General features: G+C 62.0%; 12 protein-coding genes. 1 reads left to right on the top strand and 11 read right to left on the bottom strand.

The window, feature by feature from the left end:
* Window positions 1–1,023 carry an AraC family transcriptional regulator ligand-binding domain-containing protein gene (locus IFT80_RS00355; RefSeq protein WP_192057481.1) on the top strand — a complete coding sequence of 341 codons (1,023 nt, stop codon included), beginning with the start codon at window positions 1–3 and terminating at the stop codon, window positions 1,021–1,023.
* 13 nt (window positions 1,024–1,036) lie between these two features.
* Here the strand turns inward: IFT80_RS00355 and IFT80_RS00350 are convergent, their stop codons facing one another.
* The 11 genes from IFT80_RS00350 to serC form a co-directional block, all read right to left on the bottom strand.
* Window positions 1,037–1,894, bottom strand: coding sequence for a DUF2242 domain-containing protein (locus IFT80_RS00350; RefSeq protein WP_192136510.1), 858 nt, complete (start codon window positions 1,892–1,894; stop codon window positions 1,037–1,039).
* 132 nt (window positions 1,895–2,026) lie between these two features.
* Window positions 2,027–2,362 (bottom strand): lipopolysaccharide assembly protein LapA domain-containing protein, encoded by a 336-nt coding sequence (locus IFT80_RS00345; RefSeq protein WP_192136509.1) that lies wholly within the window; start codon window positions 2,360–2,362, stop codon window positions 2,027–2,029.
* A 21-nt stretch (window positions 2,363–2,383) separates the two neighbouring features.
* Entirely contained in the window at window positions 2,384–2,677 is a 294-nt protein-coding gene (ihfB, locus tag IFT80_RS00340; RefSeq protein WP_043187734.1) for an integration host factor subunit beta, read from the bottom strand.
* A gap of 111 nt (window positions 2,678–2,788) precedes the next feature.
* Entirely contained in the window at window positions 2,789–3,088 is a 300-nt protein-coding gene (locus IFT80_RS00335; RefSeq protein WP_122479051.1) for a hypothetical protein, read from the bottom strand.
* 215 nt (window positions 3,089–3,303) lie between these two features.
* Window positions 3,304–3,603, bottom strand: coding sequence for a hypothetical protein (locus IFT80_RS00330; protein WP_122479053.1), 300 nt, complete (start codon window positions 3,601–3,603; stop codon window positions 3,304–3,306).
* Window positions 3,604–3,755: 152 nt separating this feature from the next.
* A complete protein-coding gene (rpsA, locus tag IFT80_RS00325; RefSeq protein WP_122479054.1) occupies window positions 3,756–5,444 on the bottom strand; it encodes a 30S ribosomal protein S1 in 1,689 nt (562 codons plus the stop codon).
* A gap of 121 nt (window positions 5,445–5,565) precedes the next feature.
* Window positions 5,566–6,252, bottom strand: coding sequence for a (d)CMP kinase (gene cmk, locus IFT80_RS00320; RefSeq protein ID WP_122479056.1), 687 nt, complete (start codon window positions 6,250–6,252; stop codon window positions 5,566–5,568).
* Window positions 6,249–8,510, bottom strand: a complete 2,262-nt coding sequence (locus IFT80_RS00315) for a bifunctional prephenate dehydrogenase/3-phosphoshikimate 1-carboxyvinyltransferase (RefSeq protein WP_446730970.1) — start codon at window positions 8,508–8,510, stop codon at window positions 6,249–6,251. The genes cmk and IFT80_RS00315 overlap by 4 nt, the downstream gene beginning before the upstream one ends.
* Window positions 8,503–9,612: a histidinol-phosphate transaminase gene (hisC, locus tag IFT80_RS00310; RefSeq protein ID WP_122479057.1), complete on the bottom strand. Its 1,110-nt coding sequence runs from the start codon at window positions 9,610–9,612 to the stop codon at window positions 8,503–8,505. The genes IFT80_RS00315 and hisC overlap by 8 nt, the downstream gene beginning before the upstream one ends.
* A 17-nt stretch (window positions 9,613–9,629) precedes the next feature.
* Complete coding sequence (gene pheA / locus IFT80_RS00305; RefSeq protein ID WP_122479059.1) at window positions 9,630–10,724, bottom strand: prephenate dehydratase; 1,095 nt, start codon at window positions 10,722–10,724, stop codon at window positions 9,630–9,632.
* On the bottom strand, window positions 10,724–11,809 hold the full coding sequence (gene serC, locus IFT80_RS00300) for a 3-phosphoserine/phosphohydroxythreonine transaminase (RefSeq protein WP_192136508.1): 1,086 nt from the start codon (window positions 11,807–11,809) through the stop codon (window positions 10,724–10,726). Before serC ends, pheA begins: the two co-directional genes overlap by 1 nt.
* Window positions 11,810–11,878 lie beyond the last annotated feature (69 nt).

Raw genomic sequence — 11,878 nt, 5'->3', positions numbered from 1 at the left:
GTGAGCGGCCAGCGGATCAAACTCGGCGACCTGTCGGTCGGCTTCACCCAGAGCCTGGCACAGGCAGTGCGCAGCCATGGCCACGACCCGCTGCCCCTGTTGGCCCAGTATGGGTTGGAGCCAAGCCGGCTCAACGTCGCCGGAGCGCGACTGACCATCGCCCGCTACATGCGCCTGGGCCATGCGGCGATCGCCCTTACCGGCGACCCCGCGCTGGGCCTGCGCATCGGCCAGGCAAGCCGCCTGAGCCAGGCAGGCCTGGCCGGCGTCACGGCCGCGCAGGCACCGACAGTGCGCGAGGCAGCCCGTACGCTGATTCGTTTCGAACCCCTGTACGCCGCCAACTATCGCGGGCAATCGAGTTTTCACGAAGACCGCGAAGGCGCCTGGCTGCGGTTCTATTCGATCAGTCCCTACAATGCCTACAACCGTTTTGTGGTGGACTCGCTGCTGACCGGCTGGCTGCAGCAGCTGACTGTACTTGCCGGGCAGAACGTGATTGCACAGCGGATGGAAATCGAGTTCGACCCGCCCGGCTATGCAGCACACTACCCCGCCCATACCGCCTTCAACTGCGAGCACAACCAGCTGCGCCTGACCCATGCCAGCCTGAACCTGCGCAACCCCGAGCACTGCCCGAGCACCTGGCAGCATTTGTTGCAGCTGTGTGAGCAGGAACTGGAGCGTTTGACGCGCGTGCGCACCGTTGGCGAGCGGGTCGCCCAACTGCTGGGTTCACAGCTCAACGGCGGACGCGAGCCGACGCTGGACGAAATCGCTGCCTGCCTGAAGATGCCGGCCTGGACCTTGCGGCGCAAGCTGACCCACGAGGGCACGCAGTTCCGCTCGATTCTCAACGACACCCGCCGTGACCTGGCGCAGACCTACATCCGCGACACCGAACTTGCATTCGGCGAAATAGCCTACCTGCTGGGATTCACATCGGCCGAGGCTTTTCAGCGCGCCTTCAAACGCTGGTGCGCAATGACGCCCGGCGAGTACCGCCGCGCCAGCCGTCAGTGACCCCACCGCTCGCTCAGGGCTGCGAAACGGGCGCCTCTACAGAGGGCGCCTGCGGTACGGCCTCAGGGGTCGCCTCGGTGGCCTCGGGAAGCGGGATGACTTCGATGGGGGCCGGTTGTGCCGGGGGCGCGACAGGCTGCGAAGCCTCCTGTTCGGGCACCACCTCTGCCTGCTGCGCCTGAGCGGGCGGAGTCGGCGGAACCAGCGGCGCGGCTACAGGCACGACTGGCTTCGCAGTCGCAGGCGCTACAGATGCAGCGGGGGCCGCAGGTGCAGTGTCCGGCATGCCCAGCTCATCCTTGACAGGCGGGGTCGATACGACCTTCTTCGCCTGCACGGGCATGAAGCTCTCCACCAGAGAGAAATAACGGTCGTAGAACTTGTCCGACGCCACCGTTTCACTGGCCACCTTGACCATGGAATCGTCGGTGGAACCGATCGGCATCGAGACCGAACCCAGCACCCCCACGCCTACGCTTGCCGAGTTGTTGACCTTCTTCAGCGCATAGCGATCCTGCAGCGCATTGGCGAACAGCGTGGAGCTGTGCTCGCTGTTGGCATCGGCGACGCAGACTACGTTGAAACTGATCTCGAGATGACTCTCGCCGGTCTGCTGGAAGCTCTTGTGTCCACTCACCTGACGCGGATCGTTGCTGGTGATGATGTAGCCCTGGCTCAGCAATGCCCGACGCGCGGCTTCACAGGAGGCGATATCGCTGACCGGGTAGTTGCGAGAAAACGTACCTGAGTCAGCAAAATTTTCATGTTCGTAGATGGCGGTCTTGGGGGAGGAACACCCTGCCAGGCCGAGCCATGCAAGAACCAGCACGGCGCCTGGAAGGTGTCGCCCGTAACGGAATGGAAATGACATTATGGGTCCTGGAAAACGGTCTGCGGCTATTGTGCAACAGAACGCGCTGGCACGGCGCAGGAAATGCCGTTCGCTCAGGACACGCGGTAATACGCGATGTTTCCGCAGTGGATACGGAACCCTCAGGACGTATTACTTGACCACCGCCTGCTGGGGTGCGGCAACAGTGGCTTTCGAATCGGTGGATGCGGCGGCCAGGGTTGCACGTTGCTCCGCCCGGGCCTTGGCGCGCAGCTGCTTGCGCCAACGGTGCTTGCTGCGCAGGGCGATATACCAGCCGAACAATGGCCCGATCAGCATGCCTGCCAGCACGCCTGCCAACACGAACACAGACACTGGCAACGACGGGGTGGACCAACCAAGAGCGCTCAACGCAACGGCCTGTTGGTTCTCCAGTACGAACACCAGCACGACAGCAGCGACTGCCAGGAAAATCAGCACCAGCAGCAACTTCTTGAGATTACGCAAAGCCTTCTCCTTCAACGTCGATCAAGCGAGCTCTTCGTCTTCGTTCACCCGATCACGCAATTCCTTGCCGGGCTTGAAATGCGGAACGAACTTGCCATCCAGGCTCACCGACTGCCCGGTCTTGGGATTGCGTCCGACCCGAGGGGCGCGATAGTGCAGGGAAAAGCTGCCGAAACCACGTATCTCGATCCTGTCACCTGTGGCCAGGCACTGCGACATTTGCTCGAGCATGGTCTTGATGGCCAATTCCACATCCTTGGATGAAAGTAGACCTTGATGGGTGACAATACGTTCGATCAATTCCGACTTCGTCATATTTTTCCCTTCTTTATCAAGCAGCTAGATCAGTGCTTAGAAGGTTTTAGCATGGCTTGACAGATTTGAACAGCCCGACTCTTGACTTCTTGAAAATGAGTTGTGCGTGCCCTATTTGAACGCAGTGCTCTTGCGGCATTTGACGATCATGCTGCGCGTGGAATAACCCGCGGGGTTGAGGCCGAAGACATAGTCGTCCGGTTCTTCCTTGACGTCGCTGGACTTGGCGAGGGTACGGTAACCGGCAGGGCCGCAGGCCGATTCGGCCTCTTTCTCGCACTGGGCCCAGGACGAGGTCAGTCCGGAACAGGTGATGTGCAATCCACGACTGCCGCGCTTGCCGTGGGACGTGGAGGTGGCGGCGCAGGCGGTCACCAGCAGCAATGCTGCGATGAGCAGGGTAAATTTCATGACTCGGGCCTTGTCTACTTCTGGGAGGGACACGGGTTCAAGGAGCAGGAATTCAATCGAAAACGATGACTGGCAATACACCACCTACCCTATCCAAGTAGATGGCCGATTACTAATTTACTTCAGGCGGGTGTCAGAGACGTGACGGAAAAGTTTGTAACCATTCGTATGTCATTTACCAGCCGCAGGTCAGCTGGAGCAACTTCAAGGGCTACTCAACCTTGACCGTTGCAGCGCACGAACATGGTTCGGCTGGCCATGCCCGGATTCCAGCCAAGGAAGCCGTCTTCGGGCTCTTCCTTGATATCGGAAGTCTTCGCCAGGACTTTATAGCCCATCGCGCGGCAGGCATGCTGCGCTTTGTCATAGCACTTGCCCCAGGACGAGCCCAGGCCACTGCAATTGATCTGCAATGCTTGCATGCCCCGATAATCTCGTTTGACCACCGACGTGGTGGAGCATGCGGATGTCAGACCCACTACGACGAACAGCACTGCGGTTACTACGGTTTTCATCCCTGGAGATCCTTGGGTATTCACTTATCCCTTTGAGCATCCGAGGTCGGGGTTAGTTCGGCGCCCGCCGCGCTCAACTCTCGACACGGCAAGAATCGCAGGCACAAAAAAGGGCGACCGAAGTCGCCCTTTTTCTACAGGTCAAACAGAACTTAGTTCTGCTTTTCCATCTGAGCACGCAGCAGGTCGCCCAGAGTGGTCGGACCAGCAGCGATATCCGAAGTGGCTGGCTTCTCGCGCAGGCTCTGGATAGCTTCTTTCTCGTCTTCAACGTCTTTCGATTTGATCGACAGTTGGATGACGCGGGACTTGCGGTCGACGCTGATGATCTTGGCTTCGACTTCTTCGCCTTCCTTCAGAACGTTGCGCGCGTCTTCAACGCGGTCACGGCTGATTTCGGAAGCTTTCAAAGTGGCTTCGATGTCGTCGGCCAGGGTGATGACAGCGCCCTTGGCGTCAACTTCCTTGACGATACCGCGAACGATGGCGCCCTTGTCATTGGCAGACACGTAGTCGGAGAACGGATCTTCTTCCAGCTGCTTGATGCCCAGGGAGATGCGCTCGCGCTCTGGATCTACCGACAGGATGACGGTGTCGAGCTCGTCGCCCTTCTTGAAACGACGTACGGCTTCTTCGCCCACTTCGTTCCAGGAGATGTCGGACAGGTGAACCAGACCGTCGATGCCGCCGTCCAGACCAATGAAGATACCGAAATCGGTGATCGACTTGATGGTGCCGGAGATCTTGTCACCCTTGTTGAACTGGCCAGAGAAGTCTTCCCACGGGTTCGACTTGCACTGCTTGATGCCCAGGGAGATACGACGACGCTCTTCGTCGATGTCCAGAACCATGACTTCCACTTCGTCGCCGACTTGTACGACTTTCGAAGGGTGGATGTTCTTGTTGGTCCAGTCCATTTCGGAAACGTGTACCAGGCCTTCCACGCCTTCTTCCAGCTCTGCGAAGCAGCCGTAGTCGGTCAGGTTGGTGACGCGCGCCATGACGCGGGTGCTCTCTGGGTAACGTGCCTTGATGGCAACCCATGGATCTTCGCCCAGCTGCTTCAAGCCCAGGGAAACACGGTTGCGCTCGCGGTCGTACTTCAGGACCTTGACATCGATCTCGTCGCCAACGTTGACGATTTCCGATGGATGCTTGATGCGCTTCCAGGCCATGTCGGTGATGTGCAGCAGGCCATCGACGCCACCCAGATCGACAAATGCGCCGTAATCCGTGAGGTTCTTGACGATACCCTTGACTTGCTGACCTTCCTGCAGGGATTCCAGCAGAGCTTCGCGCTCGGCGGAGTTCTCGGCTTCCAGGACACTGCGACGGGAAACGACAACGTTGTTGCGCTTCTGGTCCAGCTTGATGACCTTGAATTCGAGCTCTTTACCTTCCAGGTGGGTGGTGTCGCGCACAGGGCGGACATCGACCAGGGAACCAGGCAGGAACGCACGGATGCCGTTAACGTCGACAGTGAAGCCGCCCTTAACCTTACCGTTGATAACGCCCTTGACCACTTCCTCGGCGGCGAAAGCTGCTTCCAGAACGATCCAGCACTCGGCACGCTTGGCTTTTTCGCGGGACAGCTTGGTTTCGCCAAAGCCGTCTTCTACCGCGTCCAGCGCAACGTGAACTTCGTCACCGACCTTGATGGTCAGTTCGCCAGCGTCGTTGTAGAACTGCTCGAGCGGGATGACACCCTCGGACTTCAGGCCGGCGTGGACAGTAACCCAGTCACCGTCGATATCGACAACGATACCGGTGATGATTGCGCCTGGCTGAAGATTGAGAGTTTTTAGGCTTTCTTCAAAGAGTTCTGCAAAGCTTTCGCTCATTTTAATTCCTGTAGATTTGGGCGAAACATACGCCCATCAGCCACGCTCCAGACAACGTGGGTTTCGTTCAAGTAAAAGAAAGCCACCGGGATGTTGACTGGGTTCCCGTATGGCTTCTTCGTCACCCGGCGATGTCGCGTAGCGCGATCTCGCTCATGATGCGTTCCAACACCTGCTCGATGGACAACTCCGTGGAATCCAGCTGTATGGCATCGGCCGCCGGCTTGAGCGGGGCCACTGCGCGCTGGGTGTCACGCTCATCGCGTGCACGTATCTCATCTAGCAGACTCGACAGACTAACATCGTTGCCCGCTGCCTTCAACTGCAAGTAACGCCTGCGGGCACGTTCCTCCGCGCTGGCGGTGAGGAACACCTTCAACGCCGCTTCAGGGAACACCACCGTGCCCATGTCGCGACCGTCGGCCACCAGGCCCGGTGACTCCTGGAATGCTCGCTGGCGCTGCAACAGCGCGTCGCGCACTGCTGGCAGGGCCGCGACCTGGGAGGCGCCGGCACCCACCTGCTCGTTGCGGATGTCGCGGGTGACGTCGTCGCCTTCCAGCACGATGCGCTGGGGCTGGCCGTCGGCAGCGGCGATGAACTGCACATCGAGATGGGCTGCCATCACCATCAGCGACGCTTCGTTGCTCAGATCGACGCCATGGTTGCGTGCCGCGTAGGCCAGCAAGCGATACAACGCGCCTGAATCGAGCAGCTTCCAGCCCAGGCGCTTGGCGAGGATACCGGCGATGGTGCCCTTGCCCGAACCGCTTGGCCCGTCGATGGTGATGACCGGCGCCTGGTTCACGACGCGCCCTCTTCGGCCACGTTGATACCCACCTGGGCGCAGAGACCGAGGAAGTTGGGGAACGAAGTGGCGACGTTGGCGCAGTCGTGGATGCGGATCGGCGCACTGGCGCGCAGCGAGGCAATACTGAAGGCCATGGCGATGCGGTGGTCGCCGTGGCCGTGGACTTCGCCGCCGCCCATGGCCGGTAGTCCGTGACCGACGCCGTCGATGATGATGCCGTCTGCGGTCGGCTCGCATTTCACACCGAGCGCCAGCAGGCCGTCGGCCATGACCTGGATACGGTCGGATTCCTTGACGCGCAGCTCTTCGGCGCCGCGCAGCACGGTGCGCCCTTCGGCGCAGGCCGCAGCCACGAACAGCACCGGGAACTCGTCGATTGCCAGGGGGACCAGCGCCTCGGGGATCTCGATACCCTTGAGTCGAGCCGCCCGCACGTGCAGGTCGGCAACCGGCTCGCCACCCACTTCACGCTGGTTTTCCAGGGTGATGTCGGCACCCATCAGGCGCAGGATATCGATGACACCAGTGCGCGTCGGGTTGATACCCACGTGCTCCAGGGTCAGGTCCGAGCCTTCGGCGATCGAGGCGGCCACCAGGAAGAATGCGGAAGACGAGATATCGCCGGGCACTTCGATGTGGGTCGCCTTCAACGTGTGGCCGGACTCGACCGACGCCTGCGGGCCATTGACCTCGACCGGATAACCGAAGCCGCGCAGCATCCGCTCGGTGTGGTCGCGGGTCGGTGCCGGCTCGGTGGTGGTGGTCTTGCCTTCGGCCCACAATCCGGCCAGCAGCAGGCAGGATTTGACCTGTGCGGAGGCCATCGGCAGCGTGTAGTCGAGCGCCTTGAGCCGCTGCCCGCCGCGGATCACCATCGGCGGACGACCCTCGGCAGCCGTCTCGATGACCGCGCCCATTTCCCGCAGTGGATTGGCCACGCGGTTCATCGGGCGCTTGGACAGCGAGGCATCGCCGGTCAACGTGGTGTCGAAGCTTTGCGCCGCAAGAATGCCGGCGAGCAGGCGCATCGAGGTCCCGGAGTTGCCCAGGTAGATCGGCCCGGGCGGCGCCTGCAGGCCATGCAGACCGACACCATGGATGGTCACCCGGCCCTGGTTGGGACCTTCGATGACCACGCCCATGTCGCGGAAGGCCTGCAGGGTCGCCAGGGCGTCCTCGCCTTCGAGGAAGCCTTCGACTTCGGTAGTGCCCTCGGCCAGGGAGCCGAGCATGATCGAGCGGTGCGAAATGGATTTGTCACCCGGTACGCGAATGCGGCCCTTGAGGCTGCCACCGGGTTTGCCCAGGAAGATCAGGTCGTCGTTGGAGTTCATAGCGTCCACATAGGCCCGACGGGCCAGGATTTTACTGAAATGCTCGCGGGCCACCTTGGCGCGTGTGAACACGCCCAGCAGGTGATGCCCATCCCCTGCATCGACCGCGTCGCGCAGGGCGTCGAGATCGCTGCGAAATGTATCAAGTGTGCGCAGTACAGCCTCGCGGTTGGCGAGGAAGATGTCGTGCCACATGACCGGGTCACTGCCGGCGATCCTCGTGAAATCACGGAAACCGCCCGCAGCGTAGCGGAAGATTTCCAGGTTTTCACTGCGCTTGGCCAGCGAATCGACCAGGCCGAACGCCAGCAGGTGCGGCAGGTGACTGGTGGCGGCAAGCACCTCGTCGTGACGCTCGACCTGCATGTGCTCGACGTCCGCACCCAGGGCACTCCACAGGCCATCGACGCATCGCAACGCATCGGGCGCGGTTTCGGCCAGCGGCGTGAGGATCACCTTGTGCCGCTTGAACAGCTCGGCATTGGCCGCCTCTACCCCGCTCTGCTCTGAACCGGCGATCGGATGGCCCGGAACGAAGCGTGACAGGTCCCCGCCAAAAGCGTCGCGAAAGGCCCGTACCACATTGCCCTTGGCGCTGCCGACATCGGTGATCACGGCTCGGCCCAGGTCAAGCCGGGCCAGGGCCGCCAGCAGTTTTTCCATGCCCAGGATCGGCACCGCCAACTGGATCACGTCGGCGCCGACACAGGCACGGGCCAGGTCGCTTTCGCAGCGGTCGACCACACCCAACTCGACGGCCCGCAGGCAGGCGCGCGAATCGAGATCGACCCCCACCACTTCGTCGGCCAAGCCACTTTGCTTGATGCCCTTGGCGAACGAGCCGCCGATCAGTCCCAGCCCCACAACCACCAGGCGGCCTATTCTGGCAGCGCCCGGTTGCAATTGCGTGAACTCAGACACGGGCCAGCACCAGGCGCAATGCCTCCAGGAAACGGCTGTTTTCCGTGGCCAGGCCGATGGTCACGCGCAAGTGGTTGGGCATGCCGTAGCCGGCCACCGGGCGCACGATCACCCCTTCGCGCAGCAGGCCCTGATAGACCGGCCCGGCAACGCGACCCACGTCCACGGCAATGAAATTGCCCTTGGAAGGAATCCAGTCCAGGCCCAGCTCGGCGAACCCCGCCTCCAGCTGCTGCATGCCGGCACTGTTGAGTTCGCGGCTGCGCTGCAGGTAGTCGGTGTCCGTCAGCGCGGCGCAGGCGGCAGCCAATGCCAGGCTGTTCACGTTGAACGGCTGGCGGACACGATTGAGCACATCGGCAATGACCGGCGAAGACAAGCCATAGCCTACCCGCAGCCCAGCCAGGCCATAGGCCTTGGAAAAGGTGCGCGAGACCAGCAGGTTCGGGTAGCGCGCCAGGTAGTCGAGGCCGTCCGGCAGCTCGCCACCGACGGCGTACTCGATATAGGCCTCGTCGAGCACCACGACCACGCTGGGCGGGACCGCGGCGAGGAAGTCTTCCAGCGCCTGCGGGCCGAACCAGGTACCGGTCGGGTTGTTCGGGTTGGCCAGGAACACCACGCGGGTCTTGTCGTCGATCGCTGCCAGCATCGCCGGCAGGTCATGGCCGAACTGCCTGGCCGGGATGACCCGCGCACCGGCATTCACGGCCTGCACGACCAATGGATAGACGGCAAAGGCGTGCTCGCTGAACACCGCGTTCAAGCCCGGTGCCAGGTAGGCTCGGGCGACCAGTTCGAGAATGTCGTTGGAGCCGTTGCCCAGGGTCACCTGGTCCAGCTGTACGCGGCACTGCTGCGCCAGCAGGGTCTTGAGGTCGAAACCGTTGCCGTCGGGATAGCGTGTGAGTTCGGCCAGTTCGCGTTCGATCGCGGCACGGGTCTTGGGGCTTGCACCCAACGGGTTCTCGTTGCTGGCCAACTTGATGATGTTGGCCGGATCCAGGTTCAGCTCTCTGGCCAGCTCATCCACCGGCTTGCCGGGAACGTAGGGGGACAGTTGTTGAACGCCGGTCTGGGCCAGGGCAAGGAAATCGGTCATGCGTACTAACCCTTCTGTTAAAGAACCGCTTTGGGGTATGAGCCCAGCACCTTGAGTGCCACGGCTTCCTGACTGATCTGCTCCAGCACGCCCTTGATCAACGGGTCGCGGTGATGGCCGATGAAGTCGATGAAGAACACGTAGGTCCATTTGCCGCTGCGCGATGGCCGTGTCTCGATTCGGGTAAGGTCGATGCCGTTGTCGTGAAACGGCACCAGCAGCTCGTGCAACGCACCCGGCCGGTTGCTCATGGACACGATGATCGAGGTCTTGTCGTCGCCGGTAGGCGGCACTTCCTGGCTGCCGATGATGAGGAACCGTGTGGCGTTGTCCGGACGGTCTTCGATCTTCTCGGCCAGGCGCTCCAGGCCATACAGGCCGGCAGCCATGTCGCCGGCGATGGCCGCCGAGTTCCATTCGCCCTTGACCCGCTTGGCCGCCTCGGCATTGCTGGCGACCGCGATGCGCTCGACGTTCGGGTAGTGCGCGTCCAGCCACTTGCGGCATTGCGCCAGCGACTGTGCGTGGGAATAGATGCGACTGATGCTGTCGGTCTTGGTGTTGTCGCCGATCAGCAGGTGGTGGTGGATGCGCAGTTCGACTTCGCCGCAGATCACCATGTCGTGTTCGAGGAAGCTGTCGAGGGTGTGGTTCACCGCGCCTTCGGTGGAGTTTTCCACCGGCACCACGCCGAAGTTCACCGCACCTGCAACCACCTCGCGGAACACTTCGTCGATCGCCGCCATGGGCTTGCTGATCACCGCGTGGCCGAAGTGCTTCATGGCGGCTGCCTGGGTGAACGTGCCCTCGGGGCCCAGGTAGGCGACCTTGAGCGGATTCTCCAACGCCAGGCAGGATGACATGACCTCGCGGAACAGGCGCGCCATCTCCTCGTTGCTCAGCGGCCCCTTGTTGCGTTCCATGACCCGCTTGAGCACTTGCGCCTCGCGTTCGGGCCGATAGAACACCGGCACTTCGCCTTCGGCCAGCGCGGCCATCTTCACCCGCGCGACTTCTTCGGCGCAGCGGGCGCGATCACTGATCAGCTCGAGAATCTTTTCGTCGAGGCTGTCGATGCGTACCCGCAAGGCTTTGAGTTCATGTTCGGACATCAGCCGTTTTCCTTTTCGAACTCCGCCATGTAGCCGACCAGCGCTTCGATGGCGTCAAGGTCCAGGGCGTTGTAGATGGAGGCGCGCATGCCACCGACCGAACGGTGACCCTTGAGGTTGAGCAGACCGCGCGCATCGGCGCCGGCCAGGAATGCCTTGTCCAGACGCTCGTCGGCCAGGCGGAACGGCACGTTCATCCAGGACCGGGCGTTGACCGAGATCGGGTTGCTGTAGAAATCGCTGGCATCGATGAAGCCGTACAGGCGGTCTTTCTTGGCACGGTTGCGGGCTTCCATGGCCGCAACGCCGCCCTGCTCCTTGAGCCACTCGAACACCAGGCCCGAGAGGTACCAGGAGTAGGTCGCAGGCGTGTTGTACATCGAGCCGTTGTCGGCAGCGATCCGGTAATCGAGCATGGTCGGACAGGCGCTGCGCGCCTTGCCCAGCAGATCTTCGCGCACGATCACCACGACCAGGCCGCTGGGGCCGATGTTCTTCTGCGCGCCGGCATAGATCAAGCCGAACTTGGACACGTCGATGGGACGCGAGAGAATGTCCGAGGACATGTCGACGACCAGTGGCGTATCACCGGTCTGCGGCACCCAGTCGAACTGCAGGCCACCGATGGTTTCATTGGAAGCGTAATGGACATAGGCCGCGCCGGGCGTCAGTTTCCACTCGTTCTGGCCGGGGATGGCCAGGTAGTCGTAGGGCTTGGCGCTGGCAGCGACATTGATGTTGCCGTAGCGACGCGCCTCCTCGATGGCCTTCTTCGACCAGATACCGGTTTCGACGTAGTCCGCCGTGCCGCTTTCGGGAAGCAGGTTCAGGGGGATTTCGGCGAACTGCTGGCTGGCGCCACCCTGCAGGAACAGGACCTTGTAGTTGGACGGGACGCCAAGCAGGTCGCGCAGGTCTTGTTCGGCCTTTTCGGCGATGGCGGTGTAGTCCTCGCTGCGATGGCTCATCTCCATCACCGAAAGGCCCTTGCCACGCCAGTTCAGCATTTCCGCCTGGGCGCGCTGCAGCACAGCTTCGGGAAGCGCAGCGGGGCCTGCGCAGAAGTTAAAGGCTCGATTGCTCACATCCACTCTCGCTCTGCTTGAATTCGGGCCTGGCCCGGGTGTGTCCGCCGGAAGATCGGCGGTGCTGCC

It is taken from the genome of Pseudomonas sp. CFBP 8771, from assembly GCF_014841695.1.
GTDB classification, from domain to species: Bacteria; Pseudomonadota; Gammaproteobacteria; order Pseudomonadales; family Pseudomonadaceae; genus Aquipseudomonas; species Aquipseudomonas baltica.
Note: the sequence above shows the minus strand (reverse complement) of the source record. Positions and strands in the feature narration are given on the sequence as shown.

What these genes read in the sequence shown, in the direction of transcription:
- rpsA (WP_122479054.1), bottom strand. Translation starts at nt 5,444, where the DNA reads ATGAGCGAAAGCTTTGCAGAACTCTTTGAAGAAAGCCTAAAAACTCTC.
- hisC (WP_122479057.1), bottom strand. Translation starts at nt 9,612, where the DNA reads ATGACCGATTTCCTTGCCCTGGCCCAGACCGGCGTTCAACAACTGTCC.
- IFT80_RS00330 (WP_122479053.1), bottom strand. Translation starts at nt 3,603, where the DNA reads ATGAAAACCGTAGTAACCGCAGTGCTGTTCGTCGTAGTGGGTCTGACA.
- pheA (WP_122479059.1), bottom strand. Translation starts at nt 10,724, where the DNA reads ATGTCCGAACATGAACTCAAAGCCTTGCGGGTACGCATCGACAGCCTC.
- ihfB (WP_043187734.1), bottom strand. Translation starts at nt 2,677, where the DNA reads ATGACGAAGTCGGAATTGATCGAACGTATTGTCACCCATCAAGGTCTA.
- IFT80_RS00350 (WP_192136510.1), bottom strand. Translation starts at nt 1,894, where the DNA reads ATGTCATTTCCATTCCGTTACGGGCGACACCTTCCAGGCGCCGTGCTG.
- IFT80_RS00335 (WP_122479051.1), bottom strand. Translation starts at nt 3,088, where the DNA reads ATGAAATTTACCCTGCTCATCGCAGCATTGCTGCTGGTGACCGCCTGC.